This is a genomic window from Rhodococcus sp. C3V (genome assembly GCF_029269915.1).
GTDB lineage: Bacteria > Actinomycetota > Actinomycetes > Mycobacteriales > Mycobacteriaceae > Rhodococcus_F > Rhodococcus_F qingshengii.
Genome location: NZ_JARJBE010000012.1, coordinates 97,602 through 111,434, shown reverse-complemented (window position 1 = coordinate 111,434; position 13,833 = coordinate 97,602). Strand labels below are relative to the sequence as shown.

Sequence of the window (13,833 nt, the reverse complement as noted above, 5' to 3'; positions counted from 1 at the left end):
CTCAGGCTCCGGTGTCGACGGCGCGAGTGCTGTCGTTGGACCACTGTGACCACGAGCCCGGGAACAGCGTCGCGTCGTAACCAGCGATCGCGAGCGCCGCGATCTCGTGCGCGGCAGTCACTCCGGATCCGCAGTACACCGCCACCTTGTCTCCGACGCCCAGTCCGGCGAATCGCTCACGCAGGTGGGTCGTATCCAGGAATCGCCCGTCGCCGGTGATGTTCTCGGCGGTCGGCGCGTTCACCGCACCGGGGATGTGCCCTGCGACGGGATCCATCGGCTCGACCTCGCCGCGGTACCGCTCCCCGGCTCGGGCGTCGAGAAGGACACCGCCCTCGCTCGTCCAGTTGCCGACACCGTCGATGTCGACAGTCGGCATGTTGCCGCCGGTGACAGTCACGTTGCCCGGGCTGACGGACTCGCCGATACCGGCCGCCAACGGCAGTCCTGCGGACTCCCAGGCCTGCAGCCCGCCGTCGAGCAGTCGGACGTCCGAGAGCCCGGCCCACCGCAGCAGCCACCAACCACGGGCCGCGGCCGTGTTGCCGGTGGCGTCGTAGAGCACCACCGAATCACCGTCGTCGATTCCCCAACGACGCGCAGCGGCCTGCAGGTCTTCGAGACTCGGCAGCGGATGCCTCCCCTCGTCCGGCGACGGCGGCGAGGCAAGTTCCTCGTCGAGGTTCACGAATACCGCACCGGGAATATGGCCGTCGCGAAAATGCTGCTCGCCGTTCGAATCACCCAGCGCCCATCGGACATCGAGCAATCGCGGCGCAGCGCCGGCCTCGATGAGAGCGGACAGTTCTTCGACGTCGATCAGCACGGGAAGTGTCATGAGCCCATCCTGACACGACCACTCATGCAACCCCGAAGAAGGCACCGAGGCCCACCAACAACACTCCCGTCACCACGTCGATTCGCTTCCCGACGCCAGGGCGACGCAGCTTCTTGCCGGCTCCGGCCGCCAACACCACCACGATCGCCCACCACAGTGCCGCGGCGACCACCGTCGCGCCCGCCAACATCAACGTCCGCAGCCCTGCGCCTTCACCCGGCTCGATGAATTGCGGGAGTAGCCCGAGAAAGAACAACAACGCCTTCGGGTTCAGCAGGTTCGAGAGGAAGCCGTAGCGAAATGCCGTGGTGACCGCGATCGGTTCTTTCGCTGCCGGAATTCCCTCGTCCGAGGCGCGGGCTTTGAAAGCACTTCGAATCGCGGAGATGCCGAGCCAGGTCAGATATGCCGCCCCGGCGTAGGTGAGCGCGGAGAGCAACTGTGGCCGTGTCGCCACAAGTGCGGAGAGACCCAGTGACGCGGCAGCGGTGTGAACGAAGAGCCCGGAAATCACACCGGCGGCCACCACCGCGCCGGTCCGACGATCTGCTAGAGAATGACGCAGGATCAGGACAAAATCCGGTCCCGGCGTGAACAGGACGATGGATAGCAGGGAGCCGAAAGCGAGCCATTGACCGACACTCATCCGAAATACCTCACACCCGAGCTGATTCGAGACACATGTTCATGCCAGGAGTGTGCAACTGGATCCGGGAAGTTCAAAACGACTCCGGATATAGTTCGGCAGATGACGAAGAATGAGCCTCTGGATCCGGTGGACTGGAAGATTTTGGCCGAATTGCAGAACGACGCGTCGATCACCAACAAGGTGTTGGCCGATCGAGTCGGTTTGGCGACGTCCTCGTGCCACGAGCGCGTACGACGCCTACGCGCCAACGGCACGATCAGCGGCATCCATGCGGTTGTCGATCCGGCAGCCGTTGGCCGGTCGATGCAGGCGATCATCGCCGTTCAATTGCGACCACACCGCCGCGACCTCGTCGACCGGTTCACCGCCGACGCGCTAGCGCTGCCGGAAACGCTTGCGCTCTTCAACGTCTCGGGGCCCGAGGACTTCTTCCTACACGTCGCGGTCCGTGACAGCGCTCATCTACAACGGGTATTGATCGACCACCTCGCCGCACATCCCGAGGTCTGGCACGCCCAAACGCACCTCATCTACGGCAAAGCGGTCACCTCACCCATCCGACCGGACAGGTAAATCGGGTCTGGGGCGGGTCGGGCAGAATCACTGACCATGTCGGACTCCACAGATACCACCGAACCGGAAGCCGTTCGCAGCAACTCGCAACCGATGAGCGCAGGCATCGTCACGGCCCTCGTCGGCTTCACCAGTTCGTTCGCGGTGGTGCTCACCGGCCTCGCCGCTGTCGGTGCGGATGCGACCGAGGCGGCGTCCGGACTGCTGGTTCTGTGTGTGACCCAAGCGTTGGGAATGCTCTGGCTCTCACGCCGGTATCGGATGCCGATCACCCTGGCCTGGTCGACGCCCGGTGCCGCTCTGCTCGCCGGCGCCGGAGCGGTCGAGGGTGGGTGGCCGGCCGCGGTCGGAGCATTCATCGTCGTCGGAATCGCGATCGTGCTGACCGGACTGTGGCCGACGCTCGGAAGGATCATCTCGGCAATCCCGACGCCCCTCGCGCAAGCGATGCTCGCCGGGGTTCTGATGCCGTTGTGCCTGGCGCCGATCATCGCCGTCCGGGACGCACCGGCAGCGGTCGCGCCCGTCATCCTGGTTTGGCTTGCCGCGCAGCGCTTCTCCAAGCGATGGGCGGTTCCGCTCGCGTTTCTCACAGCAGCGGTCGTGATCGGGATCAGCCTCGTCACGTCGGATCGAGTGCTCGACGCCGGCGCCATGATTCCCCGCATCGATCTCACCGCGCCGTCGTGGACCTGGCAGGCAATGATCGGCATTGCGATTCCCCTCTACATCGTCACGATGGCTTCGCAGAACATTCCCGGTGTGGCCGTGATGAATTCGTTCGGATACACCGTTCCCTGGCGACCGTCGATGATCGTGACGGGTATCGGCACCATCGTCGGCGCACCGGCCGGTGGCCATGCGATCAACCTCGCGGCGATCAGCGCAGCCCTGGCCGCCGCCCCCACCGCACATCCGGATCCCAAACGTCGATGGATCGCTGCCTTCACCGCAGGCTGGGCGTATCTCGTTCTCGCTGCCGGCGCGGCCGCGGTGGCCGCTCTGGTAGCCGCCGCACCGGCCGGAGTCGTGGAAACTGTTGCCGGACTGGCGCTCCTGGCAACGCTTGCCGGCGCCCTCACGTCGGCGCTGAGCGAGGCGAGTGAACGTGAAGGCGCCGTGGTCACGTTTCTGATCGCCGCATCCGGGGTCAGTATCCTGGGAATCGGTTCGGCATTCTGGGCACTGTTGGTGGGGCTGATCGTGCGTGCAGTCCTACAGGGCACCACCCTGCCCTCACTCTCGCGAAAGTCCTCACTACAGTCGAAGCCGTGAGCACAGCGCAGACGCCCCCGTCGATCAGCGAGTTTCCCGTTCTCTGGCCCGTCCCGACGCGGTGGGACGACAACGATCACTACGGCCACGTCAACAACGTGACCTACTACTCGTACTTCGACACCGCGGTCAACGCCTGGCTGATGTCTTCCACTGGAACCGACATCCGCACCCTGCCTGCCATCGGCGTCGTCGCCGAGACGTCGTGCCGGTACCTGAGCGAGCTGTCGTTCCCCGAGCAGTTGCAGGTGGGTATCTCCGTCGAGAAGCTCGGCACCAAGAGCATCGTCTACGCGCTGGCGATATTCCACGAGGTCGAAAGCGGCCATTGGGAACCTGCCGCGACCGGGCGCTTCGTGCACGTCTACGTCGACGCCGACACCCGTAAGCCGGTGGAGATCCCGGCGGCCATCAGATCGGCAGCCGGGACCTTGACCGAAAACTAGCTCAGGCCGAGCTGATCTGCCGTCAAGACGGCGCGTGCAACGATTCCGTCGATCAGCGCGACGGTCGGGCCGCCGTGCTCGGCCTTGTTGCGCGGATCGTCGAGGATGCGTCGCAGCACGCCCTCCGCGATGATCGAGAGCTTCCACAGAGCGAGTACGTGCCAGTATCCGACCGCTGACACGTCGCGGCCAGTCGCCTCGACGTAGGCAGCGACCAGCTCGTCACGGTTCGGGAAGCCTTCCAGCGTGGACGCCATGAACGGACCGGCAACCTTGTCACCGGCTTCCGGCCAGTACGCGAGTAGCGCACCGAGGTCCGCGAGCGGCTCCCCCAACGTGCACAGCTCCCAGTCGACGACGGCAACGATGCGCCCCTCGGCCGGATCGGTGATGACGTTGTTGAGGTGGAAGTCGCCGTGAACCAACGTCACTTCGTTCTGTTCCGGAATGTTTCGGTGCAGAATCTCGGCCAATCGGTCGACATCCGGAACATCGCGGGTCTTCGACTTCTCCCACTGCGCCGACCACCGCTTGAGCTGACGCTCGGCAAAGGGCTTGCGGCTGGCCAGGTCGTCCAGCCCGGTCTCTTCCAGGTCAACTCCGTGGATGCTGGCGAGGGTTTTGGGCATCGCCAAGCCGACCGCGCGACGCTCGTCCTCGGTCAACTTCTGAGCCACCGGGACGCCGTCGATCACAACGCCGTCGATGTAGCTCATGAGGACCAGCGGAGCGTCCGTGATCTCCGGATCTTCCGTGATGCCGAGGATCTTCGGAACCGGCACTTTGGTTCCCTGGAGCGAGGACAGGATGCGGTGCTCGCGAACGACGTCGTGCGCGGACGCCAACAACGTGCCGAGTGGAGGTCTGCGCAGTACCCACCGTCCTCCGCCCGCATCCGTCACGGAGTAGGTCAGGTTCGATTGCCCGTTACCGATCCTCTCGAAAGTCAGTGGTGTCGTGGCGCCGACCCCCAGTTCGGCGATCCACGCGGAAACAGCTTCTTCGTTCAAACCGACTGCAGTCACCGCACCGATGCTAGCGGTTGAAGTCCGATCGGTTGGCCGTACCGACACGTTTGTTACTCGTCAGTTCGCAGCTCAGGTCTTGATACGGCAGTGAAAATACTTGCGGATTTCCCAATCAGGGGGATCCTGATGGTAGAGCGACAACTGCATACGACACATCGGGATTGTGCGGCGTACTCACGAGGCGCGCCGGGCATGAGCAGAAACCGAGGTGAGCGAAGATGGTCGACAACCTCGATTATCCGGTCCAACTCATCCAACCGAACGGCGCACGGGTGTGCCGTCCCGAATTCGACCGCCTGATAACGGACATCGGGCCTGACGAACTGCTGTCGTTGTATCGCGATCTCGTCGTGAGTCGCCGCATCGACACCGAAGTTGTTGCCCTGCAGCGTCAAGGTGAAATCGGGTTGTGGGCTCCGATGCTCGGTCAGGAAGCCGCGCAGGTCGGTTCCGCGAGAGCGCTCGCCCCGGGCGACTTCGCCTTCACCAGCTATCGCGAACATGCCGTCGCGTACTGCCGCGGAGTTCCCCCCGAATTGCTGACCACCATGTGGCGCGGAATCTCCCATTCCGGTTGGGATCCAGAACAATTCAGCGTCACCAACCCGGCGATCGTCGTCGGCTCCCAAGGTCTGCACGCCACCGGATATGCGCTCGGCGCCCACCTGGACGGCGCCGAGATCGCAACGATCGCCTACTTCGGTGACGGCGCAACAAGTCAGGGTGACATCGCCGAGGCGATGGGATTTGCCGCCAGTTTCCGTGTCGGCGTTGTCTTCTTCTGCCAGAACAACCAGTGGGCCATCAGTGAACCGGTATCCCTGCAGTCCCGTACACCCATCTCGCATCGGGCGATCGGTTACGGTATTCCGGCGATCCGCGTCGACGGTAACGACGTCCTTGCCGTGCTCGCCGTGACGCGCTCGGCGCTCAATCGCGCACGCGAAGGCAGCGGCCCGACGTTCATCGAGGCGATCACCTGCAGAATGGGCCCGCACACGACCTCCGACGATCCGAGCAGGTACCGCACCGATACGGATATGTCGGAGTGGAGAAGCCGCGATCCGCTCGAGCGAATGCGTCTGCTCCTCGGTCGTCGCGATCTTCTCGGAGAAAACGAACTCAGCACCATCGCGGCAGCCGCCGACGACGTCGCCGCTGGACTGCGACGCGCAACCATCGCGCTCGCCGATCCGCCCCCGTCAGCGCTCTTCGATCACGTCTACGCCGAGGCACACCCACTGATCGACGCTGAACGCGAAGAGCATCGCGCGCATCTCCGTAGCCTGGAAGGGGCTTCGTCATGACCGTCATGAATCTGGTGACCGCGCTCAACACCGGCCTTCGACGCGCACTCGAAGACGATCGTCGCGTTGTCATCATGGGCGAGGACGTCGGCCGTCTCGGCGGCGTATTCCGGGTTACCGACGCCCTGCAGAAGGACTTCGGCGACACCCGGGTGATCGACATGCCCCTCGCCGAATCAGGGATCGTGGGAACAGCTTTCGGTCTTGCCTTGCGCGGATATCGGCCTGTCTGCGAAATTCAATTCGACGGGTTTGTCTACCCGGCTTTCGATCAGATCGTCTCGCAGGTGGCCAAGATCCAGTACCGCACCCGAGGCGCTGCCTCTGCGCCACTGACGATTCGGATTCCCAGTGGCGGCGGAATCGGTGCGGTGGAACATCATTCGGAGTCGCCGGAAGCGTACTTCGCTCACACCGCGGGACTGCGGGTGGTGTACCCGAGCAATCCGATCGACGGTTTTCACATGATCCGCCAATCCATTGCCGGCGACGACCCGGTGATATTCCTCGAACCCAAACGGCGCTACTGGGACACCGCCGACGTGGATACCGATGCCGCGCCCGAGCTTCCGCTCCACCGTGCCCGCGTCGCTCGCCCTGGAGACGACGCGACGGTGGTTGCGTACGGATCCATGGTCGCCACCGCACTCGAGGCCGCGCGGATTGCCGAAGAAGAAGGCCACGATCTGGAGGTCGTGGATCTGCGTTCACTCTCCCCCATCGACTTCGACACGGTCGAGGCGTCGGTGAACAAGACAGGCCGGCTTGTCGTCGTCCATGAGGCGCAGAAGTTTCTCGGCGTCGGCGCCGAAATCGCAGCACACGTCGCGGAACACTGCTTCTATCAGTTGGAGTCACCGATCCTGCGGGTCACCGGATTCGACATCCCCTACCCGCCCGCCAAGCTCGAGCGTTTTCACCTTCCGGACGCCGACCGGATCCTCGCGGCGCTCGACCGAACGCTGGCAGCATGAGCACGGCGCACGAATTCCGGTTACCGGATCTCGGCGAGGGCCTGACTTCCGCCGATCTGGTCGAGTGGGCGGTCGGCGTCGGCGACACTGTGGCACTCAATCAAGTTCTCGCCCAGGTAGAGACAGCCAAAGCTCTTGTCGAACTGCCGTCGCCCTACGTCGGTGTTGTCAGAGAACTCCTCGTCGAACCTGGCACTACCGTTCCGGTGGGTACCCCGATCATCCGTATCGAGGAGTCTTCAAATTCTCCGTCTCCAAGTAATTCTCAGTCTCCGAGCGTGCTGGTCGGATACGGACCCGCGACCGAGAGACCGAGCCGCCGACGGAGCAAGATCACGCCGTACTCGCAATCCGCGGCGAGTACCGAGCGTCGGCCCGCAACCCCCGCGGCGCGGCGCGCGGCCCGCGAAGCCGGCATCGATTTGAGCGAAATCACCGGCAGCGGATTCGACGGTGCCGTCACCGCGGCTGACGTCGCAGACGCGCTTACCGTGCAGTCGCCTTCGGATAACGCGACACGCCTGGCCTCGTCCGGCATACGAAAACAGATGGCGTCGGCGATGGTTGCCAGCACCCGCGCTCCGCAGGCCAGCGTCTTCCTCACCGCCGATGTCACGCCTTCGATGGAACTGCTCGGCAGGCTCCGTTCCTCGGAGGCGTTCACCGGACTGTCTCTCACTCCGCTGACACTCGCTGCCAAGGCAATGGTGGCCGCCATCGCCTCGCACCCGATGGTGAACGCGCATTGGGACGAGGCCCGCGGCGACGCCGCCGTCGACGATGACGTGAATCTCGGCATCGCCGTCGCCTCCGAACGTGGACTGTCCGTGCCCAACATCAAGAGCGCCGAGACACTGAGCCTGGTCCAACTCGCACGCGCGGTGACCGAACTGACCGTTGCTGCCCGTGAGGGAAAGACGGACGTCCGTCACCTGACGGGTGGCACCGTCACGATCACCAATGTCGGAGTCTTCGGCGTCGACGGCGGCATTCCGCTTCTCAATCCGGGAGAAGCCGTCATTCTCTGTCTGGGCTCGGTGAGCGAGCGTCCGTGGGTGATCGAGCGCAAGATCGAAGTGCGGAGCGTCGTGACACTGACGTTGACGTTCGACCACCGCGTGCTGACCGGTGAGCAGGCCGCGAGATTCCTCTCATTTGTCGCAGAGATGCTCGCGAACCCGGACCTGTTGCTGACTCACCTGTAGAAAGGAACGAGTGAGCGTCAACCCCACCGACCGCGCAGTCCCCACCTCCGCCCTGGTGCGCGCCCGCGCCGGCATCTTCGGCATTTTCGGCATCAACGGATTTCTCCTCGCGATGTGGGTCGTCCACATCCCGTCCATCGAACACCGAGTGGGGATCAGTCACTCGACGCTCGGCTCACTTCTTCTCCTTCTTGCAGTCGGAGCCATTGCCGGCATGCAGTTGAGCGGCCCGCTCGCAGATCGATACGGCAGCAGACGCATGGTCGTCCTGGCGGGTAGCGGGCTGGCATTCGCCACTCTCGGCCCGGGGTTTGCCACGAACACCTGGCAACTGGGCGCTGCACTTGTCGTGTTCGGCTTTGCGAACGGCGCGTTGGACGTGTCGATGAACTCGCAGGCCGTCGAGGCCGAACAGTTGTACCGACGCCCGATCATGGCGGCCTTTCACGGCATGTTCTCGGTCGGTGGCGTATTGGGCTCTGTCATCGGATTCGGCACTCTCGCACTGGATCTTCCGCCGTATGTCACGCTCAGCATCGCGTCGGCAATCGGCTTGCTGGCAGTCTGGTTGTGCTCGCGACCCCTTCTCCCTCACGTCGACGTGCATGCCGAAACCGCGTCGACTACCGGAAAGACACACGGCAGATTCTCGGCTCGCGTACTTGCCCTCGGAACCCTCGCCTTTGTTCTGATGCTGGCCGAGGGAGTGGCAAACGACTGGAGCGCGCTGCAGGTCAAGGAGGATCTCGGTGTTTCGAATGCCGTTGCCGCACTGTCGTTCGGCGCATTCTCCGCCATGATGACCGTCGGCCGGTTCACCGCGGATCGGATCAGCGCGGCGGTAGGCCCGGTGGCAGTGGTTCGCTACGGTGCGTTGCTGTCGTCCATCGGAATGCTGACCGTCGTGGTATCCGGCTGGCTACCACTGACGTTGCTCGGTTGGGCCCTGTTCGGCGCCGGCCTGTCGGGATGCATTCCGCAGATCTTCACCACGGCCGGAAATCTGGGCTCAGGTTCGGCCGGCACCAACATGTCTCGCGTCGTCGGCATGGGATACATCGGATTCCTCGCCGGGCCGGCAACCATCGGGTGGGTCACCAAGCTTGTGCCTCTCACCACAGCAATGTTGATCCCGTTTGCATGCGTCCTGGTCGCAGCGGGTTGTGCGGGTGTCGTTCGGCGCGATTCTCCGACCGCCTACAGACCTCACAGCTGATCCTCACGATCGGCACAGACTCAACAGGGATGCTGGTACTCGTGACCGTCTCGACCTCCACCCAGCACCCCGCGCCCTCCACAACCACTCGCTTCCTCGTCCTTGCCGCGATTGCCGTCGTAGCGCTGGGCGTCTTGTATTTCGTGCGACCCACCTCGCCCGGTTTGAGCGTCCCGGAACAGGTGCGCGCACTTGCCGAGTGGACGGTAGGCCGATTCGACGTCACCGCCGTACTCGCAGCCACTACCGCTCTGGCGGTCGTCTCGATGGTCCGCGGACTGCCATACGGCATCGGCGCGATCCTGCTCCTCGGAATGGGCGCCAATCTCACCAACGCGGCATTCGGTTCCTGGCTCCCCGATGTGCCCCAGGACCTACTGCCCAGCGGTCACGTCGCAGCGGCGACCGCGCTGTACTGCTCGGCGATCTTGATCTCCGCCCCGCAGTGGCGTCCGGTGGTCGCCGGACTCGGATTCGTCGGAGTTGCTGCGATCGGTGCCAGCGCGCTCGCCGCCGAGCTGAGCGGCCTTTTCGGAGTGATAGCTGGCATTCTGATCACCCTGGTATGGGCCTGTGCCGCAGCCATTTTGATGGCACGATCGCCCATCGCCGCGAAACGTGAAGAGCTACGCCCGGATACGGCAGCCATCGCGTTCTCCAGGCACCGGAGCATCCGACTTTAGTCCTAAATCTTTGGGATTCAGAGATTTTCGCCGATAGCCCTCCCGCCACGGTTGGGCATGACGTATGTTCTGAAATGTCCGAATCAAGTAGTTCCACAGCGAAGGAGTCTTTACCGTGAGCCTCGAAGATCTGAACCCGCTCGAACTGATCCAGAAGTTGATCGAACTACTTTCCGGCTTCTCTTCCGACCCCGAAACCCCCGAGGTTCCGTAAAACGTCGCCAGAGGCGCCTGTTCCGAGTTTCGTCTCGGACCAGGCGCCTTTGTCGTTTCAAGAAGTCGTTTCAGCACAAGAAGTCGTTGCAACACACGACATCTTTGCAACACACGGCCACGAAAAAAGGCGTCCACTCGCAGCTGCGAGTGGACGCCCCTTCCGAGTACCAGCGCTAGAGCGCCTTGAGTTCCTCGGTTACTTCGGAGACCGACTTCTTGGCGTCACCGAAGAGCATCGAGGTGCCCTCGGCGAAGAAGAGCGGGTTCTCGATACCGGCGAAACCGGAGTTCATCGAGCGCTTGAGCACGATGACGGACTTCGACTGGTCGACGTTGAGGATCGGCATTCCGTGAATCGGTGAGCTCGGATCGTTGCGCGCCGCCGGGTTGGTGACGTCGTTCGCACCGATCACCAAGGTGACATCGGTACGAGAGAACTCGTCGTTGATGTCGTCCATTTCCTTCATCGCGTCGTACGAGACATCCGCCTCTGCGAGAAGAACGTTCATGTGACCGGGCATACGGCCGGCGACCGGGTGAATGGCGTACTTGACTTCGACGCCCTTCGACTCGAGCAGTTTCGCCATGTCCTTGACGGCATGCTGAGCCTGCGCGACGGCAAGTCCGTATCCGGGTACGACGATGACCTGGTTGGCGTAGGCCATCTGGATGGCCGCGTCGGCGGCCGAGGTCGCCTTTGCCGTGCGCACGACACCGTCGGAGGATGCGGCTTCACCGCCACCACCACCGAAGCCGCCGGCAACGATGGCCGGGATGGACCGGTTCATGGCCTTGGCCATGAGGTTGGTCAAGATGGTGCCCGAAGCACCGACGATCATGCCGGCGACGATCATCGCCTGGTTGTTGAGCGCCAAACCTGCAGCAGCAGCTGACAAACCGGTCAGAGCGTTGAGCAGCGAGATGACGACGGGCATGTCCGCGCCGCCGATGGGCAGCACGACCATCAGTCCGAGGATGCCCGAGAGCACGAGCACGCCGACGATCCACAGTGAGCTGGTCGGGCCTTCCGGTGAGATCGCCTTGATACCGATGATCACCGAGAACGCGACGGCGGCAATGAGCAGCAGAGCATTGAGCGGCTGCTGGAGCTTGCCGATTCCGATCGGACGACCAGGCAGAGTTTCCTGCAGCTTCAGAAACGCGATCACGCTGCCCCAGAAGGAGATCGATCCGATCACCGCGGCAAAGAGCGACGCGATGACGATGTGTACCGTCGGCGACTCGCCGTGCTGGAATGCGGTGAAACCGTCCGAGTCCAGGAACTCCGCGTACGCGATCAACGCGACCGTGCCGCCGCCGACACCGTTGAACAGTGCCACCAACTGCGGCATGGCCGTCATCTTCGTCCGGAGCGCCGGCGGAACGCCGAGCACGACACCGATGACAAGGCCGGCAGCGATGAGGATCCAGTTCCCCATCTCCGCATCACGAATGGAGATCAGAGTTGCAACGACGGCGATGAGCATGCCGACCGCGGCGATCTGGTTGCCGCGGACTGCGGTCTTCGGGCCGGTAAGACCCATGAGGCCGTAGATGAACATCGAGAACGCGACAATGTAGAGCGCATTGACCAGGTATTCCATTACTGGTCACCATCCTTCGACACAGACTTGGCGGCCGGCTTGGCCTTGAACATCGCCAACATGCGGTCCGTGACGACAAAACCACCGACAACGTTCACGGTTCCGAAGACGAGCGCGACGAACAAGATGATCTGCAGCCCGATCGAGGGATCGTGCACCTTGCCCAGGACGACCAACGCGCCCAGGACGACGATGCCGTGGATGGCGTTCGTACCGGACATCAACGGGGTGTGCAGGGTGTTCGGAACTTTGGAGATCACAGCGAAACCGACGAACCCGGACAACACCAGGATCGCGATGTTCGCCAGTAGTGATGTGTACATCAGGCGCCCTTCTCTTCACGGGTGACGCACGCACCGGCCAGAACCTCGTCGGAGAAATCAGGCGCCAAGGCACCTTCCACCAACATGAGTTCGATCAGCGCGGAAATGTTCTTCGAGTACAACTCGGACGCATGCTCCGGCATGGACGCCGGCAAATTCAGCGGAGAGCAAATGGTCACGCCGTGCTTGACGACGGTTTGACCCGGCTCGGTCAGCTCGCAGTTACCACCGGTTTCACCCGCGAGGTCGACCACGACACTGCCCGGCTTCATGCCTTCGACCGCGGCAGCGGTCACCAGGCGCGGCGCGGGACGACCCGGAACCAGAGCTGTGGTGATCACAACGTCGAAGCCCTTGATCGCATCTTCGAGTGCCTGCTGCTGCTTCGCTCGCTCGTCGTCGGTCAACTCGCGGGCGTATCCACCCTCGCCCGCCGCATCGATTCCGAGGTCGAGCCACTGTGCACCCACCGAACGCACCTGGTCGGCGACCTCAGGACGCACGTCGTACCCGGTAGCGCGGCCACCGAGACGCTTGGCTGTCGCCAGCGCCTGCAGACCTGCCACACCCACTCCGAGGACCAGAACCGTCGCAGGCTTCACCGTGCCCGCAGCGGTGGTGAGCATCGGGAAGAACCGCGTCGACTCCGATGCTGCCAACAGAACAGCCTTGTACCCGGACACGTTCGCCTGCGAGGACAACGCGTCCATCACCTGCGCGCGGGAGATACGAGGAATCGCCTCCACGGCGTATCCCTCGATGCCGGCGGCCTTCAACTCGGCGATGCGGTTGTCCGCATTACGCGGATTCAGGAAACCGATGAGCTTCGCGCCGGTACTGATCCGGGCGATCTCTTCTGTCGACGGAGGCGCAACCTTGACGACCACGTCAGCAGTCCACGGATCGCCGATCTTCGCGCCGGCAGCGGTGTACAACTCGTCGGGAATCAACGCCCCGAGACCGGCCCCGGACTCGACGACCACGTCGACACCCTTGCCGATCAAAGCGGACACAATTTTCGGCACCAATGCGACCCGACGCTCACCATCACTCGATTCTCGAGGGACGCCGACCGACGGACGCACTTGTGCGCTCTTCGATGTTTCCATTTTCCATTACCTTCTGCGGTTGGTGGTTCGCCTGCTGCGACGAGCGGCAACCAGCATGTGATGAGCGGAAGATGACCCGCTTTTGGGTGAATGGTGACTGATAGTAGCCAGAGTTAACGCGGCGTAGGGAAACCGACGACGCACTTTCTCCATCTGAATCGAGTCCGAACAGTATGTTTGGACATACCTGAAGAAGCCTACTGTGAGGCCGATCACACCGGAATGGCGGACTATTCCACTATTTGAAACGGCCGAAAGACGTAAAGGCATCAGAATGACGCGCCGAATAATCACCGTCGAGCGAGTTTACGAACCGGCTTCCGAATGTAACGCCGTCCGACTCCGCGTAGACCGACTCCGGCCACGCGGCCTCAAACGCGAAAACCT

The 13,833-nt window shown here is 63.2% G+C and carries 14 protein-coding genes; 8 read left to right on the top strand and 6 right to left on the bottom strand.

Annotation, left to right across the window (positions count from 1 at the left end; genetic code table 11):
• Position 1: 1 nt before the first annotated feature.
• Positions 2-838: a sulfurtransferase gene (locus P3G66_RS26175; protein ID WP_070160843.1), complete on the bottom strand. Its 837-nt coding sequence runs from the start codon at positions 836-838 to the stop codon at positions 2-4.
• Between the two features lie 22 nt (positions 839-860).
• Positions 861-1,484, bottom strand: coding sequence for a LysE family translocator (locus P3G66_RS26170; protein WP_003941342.1), 624 nt, complete (start codon positions 1,482-1,484; stop codon positions 861-863).
• Positions 1,485-1,586: 102 nt separating this feature from the next.
• Between P3G66_RS26170 and P3G66_RS26165 the strand changes: the two genes are divergently transcribed.
• The 3 genes from P3G66_RS26165 to P3G66_RS26155 are packed head-to-tail and all read left to right on the top strand — an operon-like array spanning position 1,587 to position 3,781.
• On the top strand, positions 1,587-2,060 hold the full coding sequence (locus P3G66_RS26165; protein ID WP_003941284.1) for an Lrp/AsnC family transcriptional regulator: 474 nt from the start codon (positions 1,587-1,589) through the stop codon (positions 2,058-2,060).
• Positions 2,061-2,096: 36 nt separating this feature from the next.
• The gene (locus tag P3G66_RS26160; RefSeq protein ID WP_003941402.1) at positions 2,097-3,335 is read left to right on the top strand and encodes a benzoate/H(+) symporter BenE family transporter; all 1,239 of its coding nucleotides are present in this window, start codon (positions 2,097-2,099) and stop codon (positions 3,333-3,335) included.
• The gene (locus P3G66_RS26155; RefSeq protein ID WP_007726113.1) at positions 3,332-3,781 is read left to right on the top strand and encodes a thioesterase family protein; all 450 of its coding nucleotides are present in this window, start codon (positions 3,332-3,334) and stop codon (positions 3,779-3,781) included. Before P3G66_RS26160 ends, P3G66_RS26155 begins: the two co-directional genes overlap by 4 nt.
• Here P3G66_RS26155 and P3G66_RS26150 read toward each other — a convergent pair.
• Positions 3,778-4,806 carry a phosphotransferase family protein gene (locus P3G66_RS26150; RefSeq protein ID WP_003941376.1) on the bottom strand — a complete coding sequence of 343 codons (1,029 nt, stop codon included), beginning with the start codon at positions 4,804-4,806 and terminating at the stop codon, positions 3,778-3,780. The two genes, P3G66_RS26155 and P3G66_RS26150, sit on opposite strands and share 4 nt — an antisense overlap.
• 221 nt (positions 4,807-5,027) lie before the next feature.
• Here P3G66_RS26150 and pdhA point away from each other — a divergent pair, with 221 nt between their 5' ends.
• Genes pdhA through P3G66_RS26125 form a run of 5 tightly spaced genes read left to right on the top strand, consistent with a single transcriptional unit; the run spans position 5,028 to position 10,194 of the window.
• Positions 5,028-6,116: a pyruvate dehydrogenase (acetyl-transferring) E1 component subunit alpha gene (gene pdhA, locus P3G66_RS26145; RefSeq protein WP_276117327.1), complete on the top strand. Its 1,089-nt coding sequence runs from the start codon at positions 5,028-5,030 to the stop codon at positions 6,114-6,116.
• Entirely contained in the window at positions 6,113-7,090 is a 978-nt protein-coding gene (locus tag P3G66_RS26140; protein WP_050655237.1) for an alpha-ketoacid dehydrogenase subunit beta, read from the top strand. The genes pdhA and P3G66_RS26140 overlap by 4 nt, the downstream gene beginning before the upstream one ends.
• A complete protein-coding gene (locus P3G66_RS26135; protein ID WP_276117326.1) occupies positions 7,087-8,295 on the top strand; it encodes a dihydrolipoamide acetyltransferase family protein in 1,209 nt (402 codons plus the stop codon). Before P3G66_RS26140 ends, P3G66_RS26135 begins: the two co-directional genes overlap by 4 nt.
• Before the next feature lie 10 nt (positions 8,296-8,305).
• Complete coding sequence (locus P3G66_RS26130; protein WP_042447902.1) at positions 8,306-9,511, top strand: MFS transporter; 1,206 nt, start codon at positions 8,306-8,308, stop codon at positions 9,509-9,511.
• Positions 9,512-9,552: 41 nt separating this feature from the next.
• On the top strand, positions 9,553-10,194 hold the full coding sequence (locus P3G66_RS26125) for a hypothetical protein (RefSeq protein WP_003941332.1): 642 nt from the start codon (positions 9,553-9,555) through the stop codon (positions 10,192-10,194).
• Positions 10,195-10,583: 389 nt separating this feature from the next.
• On the opposite strand, the gene P3G66_RS26120 is transcribed toward P3G66_RS26125, so the two are convergent.
• Genes P3G66_RS26120 through P3G66_RS26110 form a run of 3 tightly spaced genes read right to left on the bottom strand, consistent with a single transcriptional unit; the run spans position 10,584 to position 13,446 of the window.
• The gene (locus tag P3G66_RS26120; RefSeq protein WP_003941368.1) at positions 10,584-12,014 is read right to left on the bottom strand and encodes an NAD(P)(+) transhydrogenase (Re/Si-specific) subunit beta; all 1,431 of its coding nucleotides are present in this window, start codon (positions 12,012-12,014) and stop codon (positions 10,584-10,586) included.
• On the bottom strand, positions 12,014-12,337 hold the full coding sequence (locus tag P3G66_RS26115; protein WP_003941319.1) for an NAD(P) transhydrogenase subunit alpha: 324 nt from the start codon (positions 12,335-12,337) through the stop codon (positions 12,014-12,016). Before P3G66_RS26115 ends, P3G66_RS26120 begins: the two co-directional genes overlap by 1 nt.
• Positions 12,337-13,446: a Re/Si-specific NAD(P)(+) transhydrogenase subunit alpha gene (locus P3G66_RS26110; RefSeq protein WP_003941381.1), complete on the bottom strand. Its 1,110-nt coding sequence runs from the start codon at positions 13,444-13,446 to the stop codon at positions 12,337-12,339. The genes P3G66_RS26115 and P3G66_RS26110 overlap by 1 nt, the downstream gene beginning before the upstream one ends.
• Positions 13,447-13,833 lie beyond the last annotated feature (387 nt).